This is a genomic window from Parasutterella muris, assembly GCF_943193095.1.
Taxonomy (GTDB): domain Bacteria; phylum Pseudomonadota; class Gammaproteobacteria; order Burkholderiales; family Burkholderiaceae_F; genus Parasutterella; species Parasutterella muris.
Map to the genome: position 1 here is coordinate 43,193 of NZ_CALPCV010000002.1, position 22,542 is coordinate 65,734.

The following is a 22,542-nucleotide window of genomic DNA, read 5'->3' on the forward strand; positions in this document are numbered from 1 at the left end:
TTGGCAACAATGTCTGTATTGGGCTGCGGACTGATCGGCGGATCCGTAGCCCTGAGCTGGAAAAAGGCGGGTCTTGTCGATCATGTAATCGCCTTTGATATCAATGAAGAGAACCTGAAAACCGCGCTTGAGAAAAAGGTCGCTGACGAATGTACCCTCTCCCTTCGCGAGGCGGTTGAGAAATCCGATATTATCGTCGTGTCCGTGCCTGTCAAGGCGATGGAAAGCGTTTTTGCCGAAATCGGCAAGTACCTTAAAAAGGGCGCGGTGGTCACTGATGTCGGTTCCACCCGCGGCTCGGTCATTGCGGCCGCGCGCAAGGGGCTCGGAGATAAATTCAATCAGTATGCGCCCGCGCATCCGATCGCGGGCGGCGAGATGCCGGGCGTCGAGTACGCCGATCCCGATCTCTTTCTGAATAAGGTTGTGATCTCCACGCCTGCCGAGGGTATGGATCCGAAGGTTGTCGAACTGATTACGGAGAACTGGAAAAAAGCGGGCTCCAAAGTTCAGGAGATGACGCCCGAGGAGCATGACAGAATTTTTGCGTCCGTCAGCCACCTTCCGCATGTGCTTGCTTATGCGCTTGTTGACATGATCGCGAAGGAGCCTTCCGCGCACGTCAAATTGAAAATGGCGGGTGCGGGATTTAGAGACTTCACCAGAATCGCGGCGAGCTCACCTGTGATGTGGCGCGATATCTGCATCAGCAACCGCGACGCGATTTCCGAGGAGCTCCGCAGCTATCGCAAAGAGCTTGACGCGCTCCAGAAATATATTGATGAGGGCGACGCTCAGGCCATTGAACGCGTGTTTGAGAACGCGATGCGTAATCGCCGCGGACTGGTTTTCCCCGGCAAATAGCAGTAAAAAGGATTCTATTTATGAATGAATGTCTCAGAGTCAGTCCGATTTCAGCGGTTAGAGGCTCGGTGAGTCTTCCGGGTTCTAAAAGTATTTCCAACCGGGCGCTTCTCCTGTCGGCTTTATCCGACGGCGTCACTGAGGTGCGAAACCTTTTGGTGGCGGAAGATACCGAAATGATGCTTGGCGCACTGCGCGGGCTCGGAGTCGGATTTGAGCAGAATGAAGACGGCACGATCGTTAAGGTGACGGGCTGCGGCGGAGCATTCCCGGTTAAAAAAGCCGATCTCTTTCTCGGCAACGCGGGAACCGCTATGCGTCCTTTAGCCTCTTCGCTCGCTTTCAGCGGCGGGGAATACACGCTTGACGGGGTTGCCCGCATGCGTGAGCGTCCGATCGCGCATTTGGTTGAAGCGCTCAACGCACTTGGAGCGAAAATTTCATATTTAAACGAAGCAGGTTTTCCACCGATCAAAATCGAACCGGCGTTTCACATTCGAGGAAACCTCGCGCACATTCGCGGAGATGTCTCCAGTCAGTTCCTCTCAGGACTTCTGATGGCTGCGCCTCTGCTTGCGCCGGAGGAAGGCCTGAGGATACGCGTAGACGGCGAACTGATCAGCTCGCCGTACGTCTCGCTGACGTGTCGTCTCATGGAGAAATTCGGTGTGACGGTAAAAACAACGGAGAAAGACTTCCTTGTTCCTCGTGCGCGCTACAAATCGCCGAGCGTTTTTGAAGTGGAAGCAGATGCTTCGAGCGCATCGTATTTCCTCGCGCTTGGCGCTCTTGTCGGACCTCTCAAAGTGGAAGGGGTCGGACAGGACAGCGTTCAGGGAGACGCTGCTTTTGTGGAGTATCTGGCAAAGATGGGCGCATCGGTTACCCGCGGTGAAAATTGGATCAAAACCGCACCGAATCCTTATGCGAAAAAACTCCACGGGATTGACGCGGATGTGAGAACCATTCCGGATGCGGCAATGACGCTTGCGGCTATTGCGCCGATGTGCGACGGCGAAACGACGCTCAGAGGAATCGGCAGCTGGCGGGTTAAGGAAACCGACCGTATCGCCGCGATGGAAAAAGAGCTGAGCAAAGTCGGCTGCAAGGTGGAAAGCGGCGAGGATTGGATTCGTATTACACCGCCGGAGAAACTGCAGAGCGCGACGTTTGACACTTACAAAGACCATCGCATGGCAATGTGCATGTCCCTGATCGCGGCGGCCGGTGTTCCTGTATTTATTAATGATCCGAAGTGCGTCGCAAAAACTTTTCCGGATTATTTCACTCGCCTTTCAACAGTGGTGGAGAATTAAGAATGGCAGATATTATCGCGATTGACGGACCGGTCGCTTCGGGCAAAGGCAGCGTTTCGGCTGGTGTCGCCAAAGTTTTAGGTTTTCATGTTCTGGACAGCGGCGCGCTTTACCGACTGGCGGGGACAGCCTGCGTGAAAGAAGGTGTATCGCTTGACGATCAGGCTGCCGTGACGAAAGTCGCAGAAAATATGAACCCGCTTTTTAAGGACGGCAGAATTTATCTGAACGACGAAGATGTGACAGATGTTATCCGTACTGAAGAAGCGGGATTAAACGCGAGTCAAATCGCGGCCTATCCTACGGTTCGGGACGCGCTTTTTCAGCTACAGAGACGCTGCGCGCAGGAGCCGGGGCTTGTGGCTGACGGCAGGGATATGGGCGCAGTGGTGTTCCCGGATGCCTGTCTTAAAATTTTTCTTACAGCTTCGGCCGAATCTCGTGCAAAGAGACGTTATAACCAGTTGAAAGAAAAAGGAATTGATAGTAAAATCGACGACCTTGTTTCTGACTTGAAGGAGAGAGACCGACGCGACACTGAGCGCGCGGTAGCACCGCTCAAGCCGGCGGAAGGCGCGAGGATATTGGATTCCTCTGAACTTACGCTTCAGGAAACCATAGATAAAGTTCTCTCATGGTATCGGGAGATTAGGCCCTAAAAAGCCCTTTAATTTTGATGCCCCTATCGTCCATGGTGGCCGATGGGAATTTTTAACCGCTTTATTTCGATAAAGCAAACCATTTACATTCATGACCAACACTACAACCAAACCTACCGAAAGTTTTGCTGAGTTATTCGAGCAGAGTATCGCTAAGCAGGAAATGAAACAGGGCGAAGTCATCCCTGCAGAAGTTGTCCGCGTTGATTACAACTACGTTGTTGTTAACGCAGGCCTGAAGAGCGAAGCCTTCATTCCTGTTGAAGAATTCAAGAATGACCGCGGCGAAGTTGACGTCAAGGTAGGTGACTTCGTTTCCGTCGCTATCGAAAACCTCGAAAACGGCTACGGCGACACCATCCTGTCCCGCGACAAAGCTAAGCGCCTTGCCGCCTGGCTCAACCTTGAAAAAGCCCTCGAATCCGGCGAGCTGGTTACCGGTACCGTTACAGGCAAAGTTAAGGGCGGCCTGACAGTGATGACCAACGGCATCCGCGCATTCCTGCCGGGTTCCCTCGTTGATACACGTCCCGTTAAGGACACCACACCCTACGAAGGCAAGACCCTTGAATTCAAGGTTATCAAGCTTGATCGTAAGCGCAACAACGTTGTTCTTTCCCGCCGCGCGGTTGTCGAAGCCTCTATGGGCGAAGAAAGAGCCAAACTCCTTGAAACACTCAAGGAAGGCGCTGTTGTTAAGGGCATCGTTAAGAACATCACTGACTACGGTGCATTCGTTGACCTCGGCGGTATCGACGGTCTTCTGCACATCACCGACCTCGCATGGCGCCGCGTACGTCATCCGAGCGAAGTTCTTGAACAGGGCCAGGAAATCACAGCCAAGGTTCTCAAGTTCGACCAGGAAAAGAATCGTGTTTCTCTCGGTATCAAGCAGCTTGGCGAAGATCCCTGGATCGGTATCGCCCGCCGCTACCCGCAGGGTACACGTCTCTTCGGCAAAGTCACCAACATCACTGACTACGGTGCTTTCGTTGAGATCGAATCCGGTATCGAAGGTCTTGTCCACGTTTCCGAAATGGATTGGACAAACAAGAACGTCGATCCGAAGAAAGTTGTTGCTCTCGGCGACGAAGTTGAAGTCATGGTTCTCGAGATCGACGAAGAACGCCGTCGTATCTCTCTCGGTATGAAACAGTGCAAGCCGAATCCTTGGGAAGAATTCGCTGCTTCTCATCAGAAGGGCGACATCGTCAAGGGCCAGATCAAGTCCATCACTGACTTCGGTGTCTTCATCGGCCTCGAAGGCGGTATCGATGGTCTTGTTCACCTCTCTGACCTCTCCTGGACAGAACCCGGTGAGGAAGCTGTTCGCAAGTACAAGAAGGGCGAAGAACTCGAAGCTATGGTTCTCACCATCGATGTTGAACGCGAACGCATCTCCCTCGGTGTTAAGCAGATGAGCGGCGACCCGTTCACCAACTTCTGCTCTGCTCACGAAAAGGGCACTGTTGTGACAGGTACTGTCAAGAGCGTTGACGCCAAGGGTGCTGTTATTGACCTCGGCAACGACACTGAAGGCTATCTGCGCGCCAGCGAAATCGGCACAGATCGTGTTGAAGACGCCAGAAACGTTCTTAAGGAAGGCGATGAAGTCACCGCCGCCATCGTTAATATCGATCGTAAGAACCGCTCCATCCAGCTCTCCGTCCGTGCTAAGGACCAGGCTGAAACGCGTGAAGCGATGGCTAAGATCGGCAGCGATGAATCCAACTCTGGTACGACTAATCTCGGCGCTCTTCTCAGAGCAAAACTGGATCAGTCTAAATAATTACCAGAGAGCTTTAAGAAATGACCAAATCTGAACTCATCGCACTGTTGGCAAACGACCCCATGGTTATTGCCAATCGTCTGACGGTCAGGGATGTTGATGATGCAGTTAACTCCATCCTCAACGCCATGACTGCAGCTCTTGCGCAGGGCAGTAGGATCGAAATCCGCGGGTTCGGAAGTTTCTCGTTGAATTACAGACCGCCTCGTATCGGTCGTAATCCGAAAAGCGGTGCGACCGTTGAAGTTCCCGCAAAAATCGTGCCTCACTTCAAAGCAGGCAAGGAAATGCGTGAACGAGTGGATAACTCTGTTACTGAAGAGTAATGAGTAAGCGATTTCAATAAAGCGCCCGGCCCGGCTGAATAAGCCGGGCCTTTTTTTGCCGAATATTTTGTTCTTTGTCCCGATATAAACATCATTAGCGCTCAGCGAGGTAATGAGAATTACAATGGCAGGACAGTGAAAGCTCCCTCGTGGAGCACAATGACAGATAGATTATTAGACAGAGTGCGTAAAGTTATGACAACTGAAAATACGGTCAATGATCCGCAAAAAGTTTTGGATGAAGCCGCGCAGCTGCGCGGACTGGGCAAATTCTCCGATGCGATAGGTCTGCATCAGCAGTTAAGCGCTGATAAGAATATCCCTCTTCAGGTTCGCATCGATGCGCTGAAAGAACTGGCGATTGATTTTCTGAAAGCGGGAATGTTTGATCGAGCGGAGGCTGCTTATGAAGAACTCGCCGATCAAACGGAAGAGCTTCGTATCGAGGCCGATAAACAGCTTCTCAAGCTTTATGAAATGACGAAGGATTGGAATAAGGCGGTCACTAAGGCTGAAGAGCTTCAAAAAATTACAAAAGAGCAGTATCAATCCCGTATTGCACAGTTTTACTGTGAACTTGCCGCCATCAGTCTGAAGTTAAAGAAACCCGAAGAAGCGGAAAAAAATGTCCTTGAAGCGTTAAAAGCGGAACCGACAAGTGTTCGCGCGCGAATCCTGCGGGGCGATATTCTGAAGGCTAAGGGTGAGACCGACGCGGCAGTTAAGGCCTGGCAGGAAGCGGTCAAAGATTCTCCTAATCTTGAGAGTCTCGTCGCAGTTAAGATCTTCCCGACGCTCGCACTTCAGGGCAAAATGCAGGAAGCGGTTGGATATGTGCTTCAGGCCGCTCAAAAGGATCCTGCAATCTTGAATTTGGCCGCCTTTATGATCGTAAAAGCGGGTAAAGGCGAAGATGCTGTCTCAATGCTTAAAGCCGTGCCGGCACAGGGGCCGGCTGCCAACGCGATTTCTGCGCTCATCAGCGCGGTTGAACAAACCTTGAAGCGGCAGGCTGCTGCCGGAAAGAATCCACTTATTCCGACCGGACTTTCCGAATTTAAGTGCAAAGAATGCGGCTTTAGAACCCACAGTTATTTATGGCGTTGCCCGGCTTGCGGAGCATGGGATACGATGGACTTGGAAAAGAAATAGGCGCCTGCGGGGGGATTTTTTAAAAAAGAGCAAAATTGGAAACAATTTATCATTCTTTTTTATGACAAAAATTCCTCTCAGTACCCGATAATAGTGGGATAAACATAACCTTTTTTAACCGAGGATTGATCAGTAGATATGTTAAAAAGAATAGGCTTTTTCCTTCTGACCAACTTAGCTGTTCTCGTCGTACTTGGCGTTGTCCTGAACATCGTTTCAGCTGTGTTCGGAATTAATTTCGCCAATGTTGCAGGCGCAGGCCAGAACTTAGGCACGCTTCTTGTCTTTGCCGCCATTGTTGGCTTCAGCGGCTCCATCATTTCTCTTCTGATGAGCAAAATGATCGCTAAACGCACTATGGGCGTTCAGATGATCGATGTCCAAAATCCGGCCAACAAGCTTGAAGCCTGGCTGGTCAATACTGTGCATTCACATTCTCAGAAAGCCGGTATCCCGATGCCGGAAGTCGGTATTTACGAAGGCGAAGCAAACGCCTTTGCGACCGGTCCGACAAAAAATTCTGCCATGGTTGCGGTTTCCACCGGTCTTCTTTCGAGCATGAATAAAGAAGAAGTCGAAGCCGTGCTTGCACACGAAATCGCGCACGTTGCAAACGGCGACATGGTCACTATGACTCTGATTCAGGGCGTGACCAACACATTCGTAGTCTTCCTTTCCCGAGTGATCGGTAACTTTGTTGACCGCGGCGTTCTGCGCAACGAAGACGACGCTCCCGGCATCGGCTATTACGTGACTTCGCTTGTCCTGGATATCGTGCTTGGATTCCTTGCTGCGATGGTTGTGGCTGCCTTCTCTCGTCACCGCGAATTCCGTGCTGATGCGGGTGCTGCTCAGATCATGGGTTCTTCTGCTCCGATGATCAATGCGCTTGCCAGACTCGGCGGTGTTCCGACCGAGGAGCTTCCGGCTGCAGTTAAAGGCTTCGGCATCATGGGCAACATCGGTGAACTCTTAGCGAGCCATCCGCCGATTGAAGCTCGTATCGCAGCGCTTCGTGAAATGCGCTGATCCCTGTACTAAATCAGCAGATAAGACAACGGCCGCGTAAGCGGCCGTTGTGCTTTTCAGTTACGGATTATTCCGTGTATTCCGGCTCTTCCCAGACATAGACTGAGGGAAGCTCTCCTGTGTATTTAACAACGTCAACCAAGCCGGAGGAGGCGATATTGCCGCAGGCGAGGTTTGATGTCGGAACGTCCATACTCAGCGTATTGGAGTTGCCGTGGATATCGAGCAGAGTACCGTCTTTCATCTTCTTCGGTGCGTACCATGCGCCGTGATGCAGAACGACAGCATCCTTGCGGACTCGATCCGTGACATAGGCGCCGGCCAGAGCCGCGCCTCGGTCGTTTTTGACCATGACGATGTCACCGTTCTTAATGCCTCGGGCAGAAGCGTTATCCGGATGAATCCAGAGCGGTTCACGGCCTCTGATATCCGCAAAGTAATGGCCGACAGCGCCGTCAAGCTGGCTGTGCATACGATAGCGGCTCTTGCAGGCCATATAGGCAAGCGGATACTTGCGGTTCGGAGTATTAAGGCATTCCGTCGGTTCGAGATAACTCGGATGACCTAAGCAGTCTTTGTAGCCGTAAGAGTGGATCTTCGGGCTGAAGATCTGAATCTTGCCGCTTTCCGTTGAGAGGTCGTTTGTTTCAGGATCCGCTCTGAAGTCGGCAAAGGCGACGAAGTCTCTGTCGGCCGGTTTCACGTCATAGAGGAAGTAGCCTTTCTTCCAGAAGTCTTCAAAACTCGGGAGCGCTACACCCATCTTGGTTCCAAGCTGACGGGATTCCTCGTAGACACGTTTAATCCATCCCATTTCGTCAAGACCTTCTGTGAACTGCTGTTCGCATCCCATGCGTTTAGCAAGCTGAGAGAAGATCCAATAGTCGGGTTTGGATTCCCACTGCGGTTCAATCGCCTGCTGCATCGCGACAAGACCATCATTGGAGTAGGTACCGATGTTGGTGATGTCGTTGTGTTCAAACTGCGTGGTTGCGGGCAGCACGATGTCCGCATGACGTGCAGTAGCGGTCCAGACGTTGTCTGTGACCACAACGGTTTCAGGTTTCTTCCAGGCTTCGGCAAGCTTATTGGTCTGAGGCTGATGCGCAAACGGATTGCCGCCTGCCCACATAACCATTTTCACTTCCGGATATGTGACCTTAGTGCCGTTAAAGTCGATAGTCTTGCCCGGGTGCAGGAAGCATTCAACAAATCGGGCAACCGGAATGACTTTGCTTCCTTTCCAATTCTGGTTAAAGGGAAGAACCGGCTTAACCGCGCCCGAGATACCGCCAAGGAACGGACCGTAGGCCACCGGCGAGCCGCCGTTGGAGTACTGATAGTTGGTTCCGATGCCGCCGCCGGGCAGACCGATCTGACCAAGTACGCTTGCAAGCGTAAAGCCCATCCAGTGCGGCTGTTCGCCGAATTGGATGCGCTGAATGCCCCAGCCCATCATGATCATGGTGCGGTTTTCCTGCAGCTCATGCGCCAGTGAAACGATCTTCTCAGCAGGAACGCCGGTGATCTTGGCTGCCCATTCAGGAGTCTTCGGAGTGTTGTCGCTCTTGCCGAGCACGTAGTCGAGGAATTTATCGTAGCCGGAAGTGTATTTCTTCAGGAATTCCTTATCCGCTTTACCGCTCTTTTCCAGTTCGTAAATCATACCGAGCATCAGGGCGCAGTCAGTGCCCGGAACCGGAGCGATCCATTCGCTGCCGAGGTATTCGCCGGTATCGGTGCGGATCGGATTGATGTCAATGGTTTTGATGCCGGATTCTTTAAGCGCACGGAAGTAGCCTGCGCCGTTATGAAGCGTAGTCAGCCAGTCAATGTCATTGGTGACGAGCGGGTCACACCCCCAGAGCACGACGCATTTGCTGTTCTTGAGTACATTGTCCCAGCTTGTAGAGCGGGGATCGGCAACACCGATAACATAAGGAAGAATGCGGCCGATAGCAGCGGTCGAGTAGCTGTTGATGCAGCCGATAAAACCGCCGCAGAGATTCAGTAGACGCTGCTGCAGGTTGATTGCAGCATTGATCTTGCCGGTAGACATCCAGCCGTAGGAGCGGCCGAACATTGAGCTAGGACCGTAATCCTTGTAAACGCGCTTCATCTCTTTGGCAACAAGATCCAAAGCCTGATCCCAAGTGACGCGGACCCAACGATCGTTTCCGCGCTTATCGCGGGAGGCGGGGCCGTTTTTAAGATAACTTTCTCGAACCATCGGGAAACGAATGCGGCTCGGAGAGTAGGGTAGCTCGCAGAGGCTGTTCATGTTCGGAGTGGGCGCGTAGTCGTACTCGAAGGGCAGCAGAGCGACCATTTTGCCGCCTCTGACCTGAGGACGCACAAGCCCCCAGCGGCAGGCGGTAATGCACGATCCTTCATTAATCGGTGATTTTCCAAGACTGAATGTTTCTGTCAGCGCAAGATCGGGCAGCGGCTGCGGATTTGCTGCATACTGGGCAGCGCTTCCTGTGGCGGCCGGATAGTTGGCGGCGTTATTTTGTGTCGGTGCAGTCGGTTCGGCCGCGTGGGATGTGGCGGCTCCGACCCCTGTTGCCATGGATGCGGCAATGAATGTACGACGGGAGAATTTCGTCATGCATTTCTCCTATGATCTTTGGGTTAAGATTAAAGGACTTCACGGTCCGATCTAAATGATAATGATTTTCGATTAGACTGGATATATAGTAGTTTTCTGAATTGTCTTTTTCTTATTTTTTTATTTATTTTTCAATATATTGGGTGATATATGAGAAAGAGCCTTTGTGCCGCAGCGCTTCTGTGTTTTGCCGCATCCGCATCAGCGGCTTATAAAGATGGAACCTATGTCGGTGTTGGAAACGGCAAAGGTGGAAGAACGAAAGTCAGCGTTGTGGTAAAAGACGGAAAAATCTCTGATGTCAAAATTCTGAGACACTCCGATACGGACGCAATTATGGCAGGACCTGCCGCGGAGCTTCCCGCAGCGATGGTCAAAAACAATACGCCTGACGTCGCGGATGTGGGCGGAGCGACGGAATCTTCTCACGGAATCAAACAGGCGGTAAAAGACGCGCTTTCCAAAGCGCAGTAAAAATAAAGGAGGCTCTTGGGCCTCCTTAACTTTTTTAGCGGATCCAAACCGGCTGACCAAGCTCCTTCTTTTTGGCCACACGGACCGCGAAGATGCCGACAATAGAACCTGAAAGAATCAGACCTCCCGTGATCGCAGACCAGTAGCCCGCAGCCCCGAGCGGCTCCGGTGTCAGATAATCGGTAAACGCCAGAATGCTTCCAAATCCCAAACCGAAGCCCCACAGGAAGACGCCGTAGAGCACCATCGGCAGTACTGTAATTCGATAGCCGCGCATTGCAAAGCTTCCGACACAGTTAATGGCGTCAAATACGTGGTAAATCGAGCAGAACGCAATCAGGGAGGCTGCAACAGCGATGACTTCCTGATCCTTGGTATAGAGACCGAGGAAGAAATACTTGAAGAAGTACAGCAACAGAGCGACGCAGACCGCCAGACAGATAGCAAATTTCAATGTTCTCTTGGTGGCTAGACGCGCATTCTGAGGACTGTTTGCTCCGATCGACTGCGCAACCAGCACCGAGCTTGTGACACCGATAGCGAGAGGCGCCATGTAAAAGAGTGAACTGAGGTTGGACACGATCTGGTGCGCTGAAACGATATCTGCGCCAAGACGAGAAATGAAAATCGTCATGAACGTGAAAGACGTCACTTCAAAGAAGGAAGAAAGCCCGATCGGAATACCGAGCCGCAGCAGATTGGCAAGCGCCTTGAGGTCCGGTTTGCAGATTCTTTCCTGACGCATCTTTGCGTAGAAGCTGTCATAGTGCCAAATGGCCCAATAAAGCGTGCAGCTGAGAAACGCATTAATGGTCGAAGAAATCGCGCATCCTGCGCCTCCGAATCCCGGAATGATCCACCAGCCGAAAATAAACGCGTAGTTTGTCGGGATCTTAAACAGCAGCATCAGAAGTGCAATCCACATCGCCACTTTCGGGCGAGAGACCGCGGCGTTAAGCGCCATGTAGGCTCTGCCGCACATCGCTGCAGGAAGTCCGATGGCGTTGATGATCAAAAAGCTTGAAGCGACTTCGGCGACGCGCCCTTGAGCATTGGTGAGAGTCATCCAAAGCGGCGTATATGTCATCAGCGCGATCGCAATGACCGAGAGACACATAGCGAGCCAAATGGTCTGATGAAGCTCATAGCCGATTCGTTTATGGTTTGCGGCTCCGAAATGATGTCCTGCAATCGGAGATAAGCCCTGCATGACACCAACCAGCGCAATAAATACGGAAACCGTAACGGCCAGGCCGATGGCTACGCCGGCAAGGTCCTGTGCTCCTAAGTGGCCGGTCATCAGTGTGTCAATTGTGGCGCCGCCTACAATCGCCAAGTTGGAAATCCAAATTGGCAAAGACAGCCTCAGGATTGACCAGTAGCTCGTGTCCGGCGGCTGCAGCCGCGGCAAAACTCGTGTTGTCATACCCTCCGGCCTCAGTCTGCGACTTTCTGAAGAATAAGGAACTGCTTACCGCTTCTCGGTCTGCCTTCAATGACTTTGACCGCTCGGTAGTCTGAGAGCGACTCTGGGGCTTCTTCAGAATCAGCGTTTACGCTTGCAACAACCCATTCGGGCTGTTCTTCCTCGTTAAAGGAAATGCCGCCCCAATAGTTGAATGCGGCGATATCGCTCTTGGTAAGGTTGTACTGCGCGACAGTTCCGCTTTTTGCGCCTTCGGCTGCGAGTGCCTTAGCGGCGCTGTCAGCAATTGGCTGCATGGAGCTTGCGCCGTCAATCAGGCTGACAAAGAGACTCATGACAATAACCCAGACGGCAGTAAGGCCGGCTCCGTTCAAAAGAGCTCCGCGCCAAATATAGATGGGACGACGGAATAAGCGCCAGAAAACCAGCGCAAGCCAGGCGACAGTCATCACAAGGGCAAGAATCAGCAGAATACCGCTTGTTCCGTGTTCGGTAATGTTGGGCGCCAGACGAGTCAGAGAGTAGGCCATCTTCTCAGGTTCTCCCTGAGTCCACGCATAGAAGTAGAACCACACAGCGCCGATCGCCAGTGTGTAGACGACGATGGCATAGGTATCCAGTACGTTTTCTTCCGAATGTTTGAGGCTCACAATGCCGAAAGCAGCCAAAATAGCGAGCGAAGGCACAATGCAGAGGATCGTGCTGTTGGCTTCCGTTCCTGTAAAGAGGACCGAGCAGAGCGCGACCAGGAAGAAGGAAAGCGGAATGGCTACAGGAGCCTGATGAATCTGATTGCGCCAGGAGTACACACCCCAAATCGCCAAGGGCCAAAGCGGGAACGTCAGCCAGATCAGGTTTTTGATCAGCCAGGGATAATCCGTGAGCGCAAGCGGAGCAAACGCACTGGTGCTGAGACCAAGCCAGGACCCGAACCAGTGATAGCCCTCGGCGGGATAGGCGAGGAATACCAGAGCCGGCCATATCATGGCGGTCGAAAAGGCGGACGCGAGCGTAACGATCGTACGCTTGGTGCGGCTGGTGTAATCCGGAGTGCAGATAATTGCGACCCATGCTGCAAGCGCACACCACAGACCGACGCCGGGGCTGCTGCAAAGCGCGATAGCGCCGAGCGAAAGTCCTGCGAGAATGGAACCCGTCCAAAGATAACGCAGCGAAATAACGACGCAGAAAAGTACGAAAGAGGAAAACGCGAGAACCGCTGTGACCACGGATAACTCGTGGAAGGCCGCGATCAGACCGTAGGTTCCGACTGTCATCAGTACCGCGATATCGGCTAACGCTCTTGCGTAGTCCCTTTGGTGAACTTCAGAGGCAAATACAAATTTAAGCGGAAGTGCTTCGTCTCGGCTCGCCAGAGAATAGGCTGTGTACCAGATGGAAGCGGTGGTAATCGCAAACCACAGACCGGCCGCGATGTGATAAGCGGCGACATCGCCGAAGATGCGGCCGAATAAGAGGATGCTGATCGCTTCAAGCCAATAGGAAAGAGGGCCGGCGTCAGCTACCGGAACGTCATTAATATTCGGCATCAGCCAGTCGGAGAAAGAGCCGTTCGCCATGTTCCAGGCGACACCGAACGAGGAAAGTGAGCGGCCGCTCCAAACGTCTGAGGAGAAGAACAGCGGCAATACAAAGGCGATAAGAACCGCGAAAAGAAGCCAGCGGGGGAGTTTGCGTGCCTCCGACTCATTGACGGAGGCCGGAGATGAATTTGTTGTAATCACATCAAACCTTTGTATGAGAATGGATAAATAACGACTAAATTCTAACGATAAAAAGAAGGGCAGCTTATCGCTGCCCACTCATTACAAGCGCTTACGTTTGAATTCGCAAGCGCTGCTGTCGAATATTTGCTATTACTTAGCCTTAGCTGCTTTAGCGGCTTCTGCGCTTGCCTTGAGGGCAGCAGACTTGGCAGCAAACTTCTGACGGAATTTTTCAACACGGCCGGCTTCGACGATACGTGTCTGGGCGCCAGTGTAGAAAGGATGGGATTCGCTGGATGTATCAAGCTTAACCTGCGGATAGGTAACGCCGTCGATTTCGATGGTGTCACGAGCTTCTGCGGTAGAGCGGATGATGAAGGTCTTACCGATGGACATATCGGTGAAGGCGACTTCACGATACTGCGGATGAATATTCTGTTTCATGAAAGTTCCAAAAAAATTGTCGGTCGCCACCAACCTTGCGTGACTGCCTGCCGGTGCAGGTCTTATGTCAGGCATGTCGGAACGTGCCTAAGTTAAAACAAGGGCGACATTATGCCCTAAAAATCGTTTGAAAGCAAACGGATAGATTAAGAAGAAACCGGCTTCTTCTGAAGCCGGCTGATGTCCAGGGACGGTTAGCGTCTCATCATTTCGAAGAATTCTGCGTTGTTCTTCGTGGGTTTCATCTTGTCGAGGAGGAATTCCATCGCCTGGATTTCGTCCATGTCGTAGAGGAATTTTCTCAGGACCCAAATCATCTGAAGTGTCTTCGGATCAAGCAGCAGATCTTCGCGTCGTGTGCCGCTCTTGGCCACGTTGATGGCCGGGTAGACACGTTTTTCAGCAAGACGGCGGTCAAGATGGATTTCCATGTTGCCGGTGCCTTTGAATTCTTCATAGATGACGTCGTCCATACGGCTGCCCGTTTCGACGAGAGCTGTACCGATAATGGTGAGTGAGCCGCCTTCTTCAAGATTACGCGCGGCGCCGAGGATGCGTTTCGGGCGCTGAAGCGCATTGGAGTCCACACCGCCTGTCAGGACTTTGCCGGAGGCAGGAACAACGGTGTTGTAGGCGCGGGCCAAACGTGTAATGGAGTCAAGCAGAATGACAACGTCTTTCTTGCTTTCAGCAAGGCGTTTGGCTTTTTCGATCACCATTTCGGCAACCTGAACGTGGCGAGTTGCCGGTTCATCGAAGGTGGAGGCGATGACCTCGCCTTTGACGGAGCGTTCCATTTCGGTCACTTCTTCAGGACGCTCGTCGATGAGGAGCACCATCAGAATGACATCGGGATGATTGGCGGTAATCGCATGCGCGATGTGCTGCATGAGAACCGTCTTACCGGATTTCGGAGAAGCGACCAAAAGGGCGCGCTGTCCTTTGCCGATCGGGGCGATGATGTCAATCAGTCGGCCGGTCAGGTTTTCTTCCGAAGAGATGTCGCGTTCGAGCTTGAGCATCTGATCGGGGAAGAGCGGTGTGAGGTTCTCAAAAAGAATTCTGTGTTTGAGTGCTTCGGGAGGCAGGCCGTTGACCTTATCCACTTTGACAAGCGCGAAATAACGTTCTCCGTCCTTAGGAATGCGGACTTCGCCTTCAACGGTATCGCCGGTATGAAGATTAAAGCGGCGAATCTGTGAAGGGGAAATATAAATATCTTCCGTGCTGGCTAAATATGAAGACACCGGAGAGCGAAGGAAACCGAAACCGTCAGGAAGAATTTCCAGCGTACCGTCACCGAAAATCTGTTCGCCCGCTTTCGCGCGCTTTTTAAGAATGGCGAACATCAGTTCTTGCTTGCGCAGGCGGCTTGCGTTTTCTACGTCGAGTTCGAGTGCGATATCCAGCAGCTCGGAAACGTGCTTAGACTTTAGATCGGAAAGATGCATAAGAAATATCGACAATCGGGTGATTAATAGCAAAAATGCTTCACCGATTGGGCTTAATTAAATAATAGGGAGGGAGAAAAAGAGAGGTGGGAAGTCTCGGTCGGAGCCGACCGAGACGATTCGAACAATTAGCCGATAAACTTCTGAAGGAACGCTGCGAACTGAGCAGAGTTCATAACGCCGGCCTGCTGAGCCTGAAGCTCGCCGTCTTTGTAGACAGCCAGTGTCGGCACTCCGCGAACGTTCAGCTGCTGAGCAACGCTCTGACTTTCGTCAACGTTGTACTTTACGATCTGAACGCTTTCCGGCAGCGATTCTGCGGCCTTTTCCAAAACCGGCCCAAGCATGCGGCAGGGACCGCACCAGGGGGCCCAGAAATCGACAACAACGACGCCTTTCTGATTGAGAACATCATCAACAAAGGACGCGTCCGTCACATTTTTCAAAGCCATTTTTTTAAATCTCCTATCAAAATTGGAATGCTCTGACAGAGAACTCTGTCGGAGCCCAACAGGGAAAATACTAACACCGAGGCAAATAGGAGCCGCCGGGTACTCCCCAAAAGGGGATTCTGTTGGGATTCATGTAACTATACACAGTTTGCATACTGCATGATATTGAATAGAACTGGATTTTACGCCGAGCGGTATCCAATTGTTAAGAGCCGCTTCCTATTTTTGTCTGTTCATATATAATTCTGCCTGCGAGCCCCCTCGCATATGGAAACCGTGAATCTGGTCAGGTCGGGAACGAAGCAGCCATAGCGGAGGAAGTAGTGCCGAGGTGTGGTTCGCTTTTTCTTTTTGTTTTCCGAAGTGACCGTTGATGCCGATTATCCTAAAATCGGACAGCTTGCCTTAATATAATTTTCTTCAGGAGAAAGGCACTCTTACAGCCTTGTCGGAGATTCTTCATGTCATATCAGGTACTGGCGCGTAAATGGCGTCCTCATGATTTCTCGTCACTGCTTGGGCAGGACCACGTCGTTCGGGCTCTGACTCATGCGCTGACTGAGAATCGACTCCATCACGCTTATTTATTCACGGGCACTCGAGGCGTCGGCAAAACGACGATCTCCCGTATTCTAGCCAAGTGTCTGAACTGCGTCGGGGAAGACGGCAAAGGCGGAATCACCGCCGAGCCCTGCGGAAAGTGCGAAGCCTGCCGCGCGATCGATGAAGACCGCTTCGTTGATTACATTGAAATGGACGCGGCAAGTACCCGCGGCATCGACGACATGGTCTCACTGCTCGAAAGAGCGAAATATGTTCCGACCAGCGGCCGCTTCAAGGTCTATATGATCGACGAAGTGCACCAGCTGACGAGCGCGGCGTTCAACGCCATGCTGAAAACGCTCGAGGAGCCTCCGGAATACGTGAAATTTATTTTGGCGACAACAGATCCGCAGAAGGTTCCCGTTACGGTGCTTTCCCGCTGTCTGCAGTTCAATCTGAAAAGTCTTTCTCCGCAGCTGATTTCCGATCACATGGCTGAACTTCTGGTGAAAGAGGGCGTCTCATTTGAAAAGCCCGCGCTGCGACTTCTTGCGAACGGAGCCCGCGGTTCCATGCGTGACGGACTTTCACTTTTGGATCAGGCGATCGCCTACAGCGCCGGCAATCTGACGCTGGATTCGGTGCGCGAAATGCTCGGTACCGTCGACTCCACAACTTTGGTTCGCCTGCTTGGCGCGCTTGCCAATCACGATGCTAAATCCATTATGGCGGTCGCTGATGAGATCGGCGCGCGAAGCCTTTCTTATAACCAGGCCATGAAAGATTTGGCAGTGCTTCTGCATCAGATCGCAATGGCGCAGCAGCTGCCCGATACCCTCAATCCGGAAGAGCCGGATGCGGCGGATTTGGCGAAACTCGCACAGGCATTCTCTCCAAGCGAAGTCCAGCTTTTTTATCAGATCGCGATTCACGGCCGCAACGAAATGCATTTAGCGCCGGACGAGTACGCGGGCTTTACGATGGCGATTCTGCGCATGCTCGCCTTTGCACCGTTTGAAGGCAATAAAGTTCCGGCGATACCGGCTCCGATCACGGAAAAGCAAGCGGCTGCGGCTCCGCTCCCAAAATCTGAGCCGGCGAAGGCTGAACCGCCGGCTAAAACAAACGTTCAGCCGGCTGCAGCGGAGTCTGCAGTTTCTCCTGTCGTTTCAGATCCGAAACCTCAGAAGGCAGAAGCGCCCGCATCGATGATCCCTCAGGGAGATCTGCCTCCGTGGGACATGTCAGAAAAGCGCGAAGTTGTTTATGTCGAAGGAATTCTCGCAGCTCGAGCACCGGCGCAGAAAAAAGCGGCTGTGAAAGAAGCGTCCGCACCCGATGCGACGGATAAGAGGGTCGCAGCGGTTCCTGCTCCTGCGGCGCCGGCAGCCGTCCCGAACGAATCGGACTGGGGAAATGATGACGGAGCGGCGTGGACTCCGACGGATTCAGATCTGAACTACGATGATTTAGTAGCGGCTGACCCCGTCGGGAGCAGTCCTTTTCCTTTTGATGACGTCTCGGCTCCGGATTTTCCGCCCGCAATGGACGACATCAGTTTTTCGGACGTCCCGTCAGCTCTGAAGTCCCTGCCTCGCAGAGCACGTGAAGAAGAAAAGCGTGAAGTCATCCCAGAGGAGCCGATTCAAATGAATCCTTGGCTTGAGGCGGCAGAAGCAATTCAGCTGGAAGATTCTGCTCAGCCGCTGGTGACGAGCGCCGAACTTGTCAGCTTTGAGAACAATCACATGGAACTCAAGGTGGATCTGGAGAAACTGACAGATCGGAATATGGTTGATAAACTTACCGCGAAATTGCGGGAGCGTTTCGGCGATAGTTTTACACTTTCCGTTTCAGTGGCCCGCAGCAGCGGACAGAATCTGCGCATGCTTTGGGCGCAGAAACTGAGAGACGAAAAGCGGGCGGCGTTCGCTTCGGTTAAGAACGAACCGCTCGTGAAGAAGGCTCAGGAGCTGTTTGGTTTTCAGGCGACTGCCGATGATCTCGAGCTTCTCGATGAGAACGGACAGGTCAGAAAGAATTAACTTTTTAAAAAGGATAGATAAATGAAAGGTTTTGGCGGAATGGGCCAGATGGGCCAGATGATGAAACAGGCTCAGCTCATGCAGATGAACATTCAGAAAGCTCAGAAAGAGCTTGAAACCATCGAAGTGACCGGTGAAGCCGGCAACGGTATGGTCAAAGTCACAATGACCTGCAAAAACGTCTGCCGTAGCGTTTTGATTGATGAAAGTCTGGTCGGCGCAGACGGCGATGTGGAAACACTTCAGGACCTGCTGCTTGTCGCTATCAATGATGCCAATAAGCAGGTCGAAGCAGAAACCAACAAGAAGATCAGCAAGGCAACCGGCGGCATGAAACTGCCGTTCTAATTGAATGGAACAGCCAGGTGCTATATCTGAGCTGATCGATGCGCTGAAGCGGCTCCCCGGTATCGGACCGAGAGCGGCTCAGCGCATTAGTTATCAGCTTCTCAGCGGAGATAGATCCGACGCGACTCGATTGGGCAGAGCTTTGCTCGAGGCAGTCGACTGCGTTCATAAATGTCCGAGATGCAACAGTCTTACGGATAAGGATCTCTGCATTTTCTGCTCGTCACCCAATCGTGACGACAGCCAGCTCTGCATCGTTGAAACCGTCGCCGATCTGATGGTCATTGAGCAGAGTCTTTCTTATAACGGCAGATACTTCGTACTTCAGGGCAGGCTCTCTCCGCTCAACGGCATCGGTCCGCACGAAATCGGACTGGACAAGCTGATTCAGAGAACCGCAGAGGACTCTTTGAAGGAAGTCATTATCGCAACTTCTTTTACCGCTGAAGGTGAGGCCACTGCGCTCGCGATCACGGATCTGCTGACCAAACATCATCCTCAGCTGCGTTTAACGCGTATCGCTAAAGGCGTTCCTGCCGGTGCGGAGCTTGAGTATACCGACGTGAATACCGTCGCTCAGGCGATGCTCAATCGTCGAGTGCGTGAACTCTAAACAGCATTCTTTTCTCATAAAACCGGATTTTCTGAAAATTTCTTTCGAGATTAAGGAAAATACTTATTCGATTTTTCGCGCAGAGCAAAGATAAAAGGTATTCTTATTTTGTAACGTTAATCAGCGGAAGAGAAAGTGAATACATTTCCAGGCCATCGAAATATGACAGCCCCGGTTAAAAAACCGGCGACTGCTGTTTCTTTTGCCTCTGTTTCTCTTCTCGGTCTTGCTCTGGGCCTGGCCCTGCTGCGACTGCGCCTACTTGCGTGAGCGGACTGTTTTTGATTAGCAAAAAAAGTTTCAGAGAAGTTTTAGTAAACAAGAACGGTCCGTAATCCAAAACGGGCCTTTTTTTATGGGGAAAACAATGATCACCTTTACTCGCAGAACTGTCATCGCCGCCGCGTTCGCGGCCGCAGCGATGATTGCCGCTCCGACAAGCTTTGCTCAGGCAGCGCCGGAAAAAACAGATGTCACCATCGCCGTCGGCGGTAAAAGCCTTTATTACTATCTTCCCTTAACTATTGCCGAGCGCCTCAACTATTTCAAAGACGAAGGTCTCAATGTCAAGGTTGTGGACTTTCAGGGCGGCTCCCGCTCTCTTCAGGCGGTTGTTGGCGGCAGTGCCGATGTAGTTTCCGGTGCTTTTGAACACACCCTTTCCATGCAGGCCAAGAATCAGCCGATGGTTGCCTTTGTGCTCCAGGGCAGAGCTCCTCAGCAGGCGCTTCTGGTTTCGAACAAAAAGATGAAGGATTACAAGCAGATTTCCGACTTGAAGGGCAAGAAGATCGGCGTTACTGCGCCCGGCTCTTCCTCTCAGGCGGTTCTGACTTACATCCTTGCTCAGGGCGGTCTCGGACCTAAGGATGTGGCGTTCATCGGAGTCGGCTCTTCTTCCGGTGCGGTTTCCGCACTGCGCAGCGGTCAGATCGACGCGCTCATCAACCTTGACCCGGTTGTCACAATTCTTCTGCAGAACGGCGACGCCAAAATGGCCGTGGATACCCGTAAAGTCAGTGAGGCTGAAAAGATCTTTAACGGCGACCTGGTTGCCGGAACGCTTTACGCTCCCGAAGCTTTTGTGAAGAAGAACCCGAACACGGTTCAGGCGCTGACAAACGCGATGGTTCGCGCCAATCAGTGGCTGACTAAAGCGAGCGCCGAAGAAGTCACCAAGGTGGTCCCGGAATCCTACCTGATGGGTAACCGCGAAGTGTATCTCGCCGGATTTGAGGGCAATCGCGACGCGCTTTCTCCGGACGGAAGATTCCCCGACGGCTGCGCCCAGATCTCTCTTGATGTGCTCCGCAAGGTGAACGACAAGCTTGATCCGGCCAAACTGGACCTCGGCCGCGTCTACACCAATAAATTTGTTGACGAAGCCTTAAAAAAATATCCGCTCAGCAAATAAAATAGCGAATGTGGAGCTCGGGTTCCGAGCTCCGTCCTGTTTATTAGATAAGAACGAATAAAATGACTCAACCCGCATTGGAATTTACTGACGTAACCTGCAGTTTTGTCTCTGATGACAATAAGCACTACACAGCAGTCCGCGATGTCAATCTGACGATTGGCGACGGAGAATTCGTCAGCGTAGTCGGTCCGACCGGCTGCGGTAAATCAACGATTTTGAATATGGCCGCAGGCCTGCTTTCCCCGTCAAAAGGCACGGTCAAGGTTTTCGGAGAAGAACTGCAGAGCCTTAATAAAAGAGCAGGCTACATGTTTCAGGCCGAAGCCCTGATGCCCTGGAGAACCGCGATTGACAATGTCTCCGCAGGCCTTCAGTTCAAAGGAGTTGCGGAGAAAGAACGCCATGAGATGGCCAAGCACTGGCTTTCCCGTGTGGGCTTGAGCGGTTTTGAAAACAGATACCCGCATCAGCTCTCCGGCGGTATGCGCAAGCGCGTCGCGCTCGCTCAGACGCTGATTATGGATCCGGACATCATTTTGATGGATGAGCCGTTCTCAGCGCTCGATATTCAGACGCGTCAGCTGATGGAAAACGAAGTGCTTGAACTCTGGGCACAGAAGAAAAAAGCGGTACTTTTTATTACCCACGACCTTGATGAGGCGATCTCTATCTCCGACCGAGTCGTCGTCTTCTCGGCCGGCCCGGGTTCTCACCCGATCGGCGAGTTCTACATTGACATCGCTCGTCCGCGTGATGTGGCAGAAGTTCGAGTCACGCCGCGCTTTATAGAACTGCATAACGCCATCTGGGCCGACTTGAGAGAAGAAGTGCTCAAGGGCTATGAGAACATGAGAAACAGGGTGAAATAAAATGACAAAACATACAACCATTCTTCAGTCTCGTACCAAGCTGGTGACTTGTCAGCTGCTTCTTTTAGTTGCGATTTTCTTCTTCTGGTGGCTGATGACCAAGCCGGGTCTTGTTCCGCCCTTCATGTTTGAGGATGAAAATCAGGCCGCTTTCTTCTTTGGCGAACCCGTTCAGATCTTTAAGGTGATTTGGGATTGGTTCTTCGTAAACTATGAAATCTATCCCAATCTTTGGGTCACGCTGACAGAAACCGTTCTGGCGTTTGCGTTTGGTACTATTGCCGGCCTTTTCATCGGACTTTGGCTTGCGCTTGCTCCCACAGCCGCGGCGATTGCGGATCCCTATATCAAGGGTCTGAACTCGATGCCCCGCGTGATTTTGGCCCCGATCTTCGGCGTATGGTTCGGCTTGGGCATTGGCTCTAAGGTCGCGCTCGGTATTACGCTCGTATTTTTCATTGTGTTCTTTAACGTTTATCAGGGCGTGCGTGAAGTCAGTCCGAATGTTTTGGCGAGCGCGAGAATGCTCGGCGCCAATAAGAGTCAGCTTCTGCGCTACGTTTATCTTCCGAGTGCGACAAGCTGGGTGTTCTCTTCACTGCATTCTTCCGTCGGTATGGCTTTCGTTGGTGCGGTGGTCGGCGAATACTTAGGCTCTGCCAGCGGTGTCGGCTATCTTATTCTTCAGGCCGAAAGTACTTTCGATATCAATACCGTTATGGCGGGTATTCTGGTGCTGACCGGCTTTGCTTTGGTGCTTGACTGGGCGGTGTCGCTTGCTGAGCATCATTACATGAGATGGCAGCCTAAGGGCGGTAAGAGCGAAAAACTCTAACTCGTGTAAATTCACAAAAAGAGCATGAATGGCCAAAAGCCGCTCATGCTTTTTTTCTGTCTGCAAGCTTCACTTTATTGCGTAGCGCACGGAATCTGTTCGAAGAGATTTCAGACCGTTTTGTTTGAATTTTGAATAAAAGAAAAACTAAA

At 52.1% G+C, this 22,542-nt stretch carries 20 protein-coding genes, 1 other RNA gene and 1 pseudogene; 16 read left to right on the forward strand and 6 right to left on the reverse strand.

What is annotated here, in order from left to right:
• The 7 genes and pseudogenes from NFR90_RS01160 to htpX all read left to right on the forward strand — a co-directional run bounded on the left by NFR90_RS01160 (position 1) and on the right by htpX (position 7,135).
• Positions 1-864, forward strand: coding sequence for a prephenate dehydrogenase (locus tag NFR90_RS01160; protein WP_371873822.1), 864 nt, complete (start codon positions 1-3; stop codon positions 862-864).
• Between the two features lie 20 nt (positions 865-884).
• Complete coding sequence (gene aroA, locus NFR90_RS01165; RefSeq protein ID WP_251449931.1) at positions 885-2,180, forward strand: 3-phosphoshikimate 1-carboxyvinyltransferase; 1,296 nt, start codon at positions 885-887, stop codon at positions 2,178-2,180.
• A gap of 2 nt (positions 2,181-2,182) precedes the next feature.
• Entirely contained in the window at positions 2,183-2,839 is a 657-nt protein-coding gene (cmk, locus tag NFR90_RS01170) for a (d)CMP kinase (protein WP_251449933.1), read from the forward strand.
• A 91-nt stretch (positions 2,840-2,930) separates the two neighbouring features.
• Entirely contained in the window at positions 2,931-4,628 is a 1,698-nt protein-coding gene (gene rpsA / locus NFR90_RS01175) for a 30S ribosomal protein S1 (protein ID WP_160334448.1), read from the forward strand.
• Positions 4,629-4,648: 20 nt separating this feature from the next.
• Positions 4,649-4,948: pseudogene (locus tag NFR90_RS01180) on the forward strand (integration host factor subunit beta); the annotation flags it as partial.
• A gap of 165 nt (positions 4,949-5,113) precedes the next feature.
• Complete coding sequence (locus NFR90_RS01185) at positions 5,114-6,106, forward strand: tetratricopeptide repeat protein (RefSeq protein ID WP_251449935.1); 993 nt, start codon at positions 5,114-5,116, stop codon at positions 6,104-6,106.
• A gap of 138 nt (positions 6,107-6,244) precedes the next feature.
• On the forward strand, positions 6,245-7,135 hold the full coding sequence (gene htpX / locus NFR90_RS01190) for a protease HtpX (RefSeq protein WP_160334446.1): 891 nt from the start codon (positions 6,245-6,247) through the stop codon (positions 7,133-7,135).
• 67 nt (positions 7,136-7,202) lie between these two features.
• Here the strand turns inward: htpX and NFR90_RS01195 are convergent, their stop codons facing one another.
• A complete protein-coding gene (locus tag NFR90_RS01195) occupies positions 7,203-9,746 on the reverse strand; it encodes a molybdopterin-dependent oxidoreductase (protein WP_251449937.1) in 2,544 nt (847 codons plus the stop codon).
• 150 nt (positions 9,747-9,896) lie between these two features.
• On the opposite strand from NFR90_RS01195, the gene NFR90_RS01200 reads away from it, so the two are divergent.
• Positions 9,897-10,220: an FMN-binding protein gene (locus tag NFR90_RS01200; RefSeq protein WP_160334445.1), complete on the forward strand. Its 324-nt coding sequence runs from the start codon at positions 9,897-9,899 to the stop codon at positions 10,218-10,220.
• Between the two features lie 34 nt (positions 10,221-10,254).
• Here NFR90_RS01200 and NFR90_RS01205 read toward each other — a convergent pair whose 3' ends face one another.
• From NFR90_RS01205 to trxA, 5 genes are all read right to left on the reverse strand, one after another.
• Entirely contained in the window at positions 10,255-11,646 is a 1,392-nt protein-coding gene (locus tag NFR90_RS01205; RefSeq protein WP_160334444.1) for an MATE family efflux transporter, read from the reverse strand.
• 11 nt (positions 11,647-11,657) lie between these two features.
• On the reverse strand, positions 11,658-13,391 hold the full coding sequence (locus NFR90_RS01210; protein ID WP_160334443.1) for an ArnT family glycosyltransferase: 1,734 nt from the start codon (positions 13,389-13,391) through the stop codon (positions 11,658-11,660).
• A gap of 132 nt (positions 13,392-13,523) precedes the next feature.
• The gene (locus tag NFR90_RS01215; RefSeq protein WP_160334442.1) at positions 13,524-13,817 is read right to left on the reverse strand and encodes a type B 50S ribosomal protein L31; all 294 of its coding nucleotides are present in this window, start codon (positions 13,815-13,817) and stop codon (positions 13,524-13,526) included.
• A 194-nt stretch (positions 13,818-14,011) separates the two neighbouring features.
• A complete protein-coding gene (gene rho / locus NFR90_RS01220; RefSeq protein ID WP_160334441.1) occupies positions 14,012-15,268 on the reverse strand; it encodes a transcription termination factor Rho in 1,257 nt (418 codons plus the stop codon).
• 128 nt (positions 15,269-15,396) lie between these two features.
• On the reverse strand, positions 15,397-15,720 hold the full coding sequence (trxA, locus tag NFR90_RS01225; protein WP_251449939.1) for a thioredoxin: 324 nt from the start codon (positions 15,718-15,720) through the stop codon (positions 15,397-15,399).
• Positions 15,721-15,970: 250 nt separating this feature from the next.
• Between trxA and ffs the strand changes: the two genes are divergently transcribed.
• From ffs to NFR90_RS01260, 8 genes are all read left to right on the forward strand, one after another.
• Positions 15,971-16,066: signal recognition particle sRNA small type (gene ffs, locus NFR90_RS01230), an RNA gene on the forward strand.
• A gap of 115 nt (positions 16,067-16,181) precedes the next feature.
• The gene (gene dnaX / locus NFR90_RS01235) at positions 16,182-18,308 is read left to right on the forward strand and encodes a DNA polymerase III subunit gamma/tau (protein ID WP_160334439.1); all 2,127 of its coding nucleotides are present in this window, start codon (positions 16,182-16,184) and stop codon (positions 18,306-18,308) included.
• Positions 18,309-18,347: 39 nt separating this feature from the next.
• Positions 18,348-18,656 carry a YbaB/EbfC family nucleoid-associated protein gene (locus NFR90_RS01240; protein ID WP_304879052.1) on the forward strand — a complete coding sequence of 103 codons (309 nt, stop codon included), beginning with the start codon at positions 18,348-18,350 and terminating at the stop codon, positions 18,654-18,656.
• A 4-nt stretch (positions 18,657-18,660) separates the two neighbouring features.
• A complete protein-coding gene (gene recR, locus NFR90_RS01245; protein ID WP_160334437.1) occupies positions 18,661-19,269 on the forward strand; it encodes a recombination mediator RecR in 609 nt (202 codons plus the stop codon).
• A 135-nt stretch (positions 19,270-19,404) separates the two neighbouring features.
• Positions 19,405-19,539, forward strand: coding sequence for a hypothetical protein (locus tag NFR90_RS11595; protein WP_277612581.1), 135 nt, complete (start codon positions 19,405-19,407; stop codon positions 19,537-19,539).
• A gap of 97 nt (positions 19,540-19,636) precedes the next feature.
• Entirely contained in the window at positions 19,637-20,683 is a 1,047-nt protein-coding gene (locus NFR90_RS01250) for an ABC transporter substrate-binding protein (protein WP_370267110.1), read from the forward strand.
• Positions 20,684-20,745: 62 nt separating this feature from the next.
• The gene (locus NFR90_RS01255; protein ID WP_160334434.1) at positions 20,746-21,555 is read left to right on the forward strand and encodes an ABC transporter ATP-binding protein; all 810 of its coding nucleotides are present in this window, start codon (positions 20,746-20,748) and stop codon (positions 21,553-21,555) included.
• Position 21,556: 1 nt separating this feature from the next.
• On the forward strand, positions 21,557-22,390 hold the full coding sequence (locus NFR90_RS01260; protein WP_251449941.1) for an ABC transporter permease: 834 nt from the start codon (positions 21,557-21,559) through the stop codon (positions 22,388-22,390).
• Positions 22,391-22,542: the final 152 nt, after the last annotated feature.

Bases quoted from the DNA above. Each gene is read 5' to 3' on its own strand.
- NFR90_RS01240 (WP_304879052.1), top strand. From the start codon at position 18,348: ATGGGCCAGATGGGCCAGATGATGAAACAGGCTCAGCTCATGCAGATG.
- NFR90_RS01185 (WP_251449935.1), top strand. From the start codon at position 5,114: ATGACAGATAGATTATTAGACAGAGTGCGTAAAGTTATGACAACTGAA.
- rpsA (WP_160334448.1), top strand. From the start codon at position 2,931: ATGACCAACACTACAACCAAACCTACCGAAAGTTTTGCTGAGTTATTC.
- htpX (WP_160334446.1), top strand. From the start codon at position 6,245: ATGTTAAAAAGAATAGGCTTTTTCCTTCTGACCAACTTAGCTGTTCTC.
- rho (WP_160334441.1), bottom strand. From the start codon at position 15,268: ATGCATCTTTCCGATCTAAAGTCTAAGCACGTTTCCGAGCTGCTGGAT.
- NFR90_RS01255 (WP_160334434.1), top strand. From the start codon at position 20,746: ATGACTCAACCCGCATTGGAATTTACTGACGTAACCTGCAGTTTTGTC.
- NFR90_RS01250 (WP_370267110.1), top strand. From the start codon at position 19,637: ATGATCACCTTTACTCGCAGAACTGTCATCGCCGCCGCGTTCGCGGCC.
- NFR90_RS01200 (WP_160334445.1), top strand. From the start codon at position 9,897: ATGAGAAAGAGCCTTTGTGCCGCAGCGCTTCTGTGTTTTGCCGCATCC.
- recR (WP_160334437.1), top strand. From the start codon at position 18,661: ATGGAACAGCCAGGTGCTATATCTGAGCTGATCGATGCGCTGAAGCGG.
- trxA (WP_251449939.1), bottom strand. From the start codon at position 15,720: ATGGCTTTGAAAAATGTGACGGACGCGTCCTTTGTTGATGATGTTCTC.
- aroA (WP_251449931.1), top strand. From the start codon at position 885: ATGAATGAATGTCTCAGAGTCAGTCCGATTTCAGCGGTTAGAGGCTCG.
- NFR90_RS01195 (WP_251449937.1), bottom strand. From the start codon at position 9,746: ATGACGAAATTCTCCCGTCGTACATTCATTGCCGCATCCATGGCAACA.
- NFR90_RS01215 (WP_160334442.1), bottom strand. From the start codon at position 13,817: ATGAAACAGAATATTCATCCGCAGTATCGTGAAGTCGCCTTCACCGAT.
- NFR90_RS01205 (WP_160334444.1), bottom strand. From the start codon at position 11,646: ATGACAACACGAGTTTTGCCGCGGCTGCAGCCGCCGGACACGAGCTAC.
- cmk (WP_251449933.1), top strand. From the start codon at position 2,183: ATGGCAGATATTATCGCGATTGACGGACCGGTCGCTTCGGGCAAAGGC.
- NFR90_RS01260 (WP_251449941.1), top strand. From the start codon at position 21,557: ATGACAAAACATACAACCATTCTTCAGTCTCGTACCAAGCTGGTGACT.
- dnaX (WP_160334439.1), top strand. From the start codon at position 16,182: ATGTCATATCAGGTACTGGCGCGTAAATGGCGTCCTCATGATTTCTCG.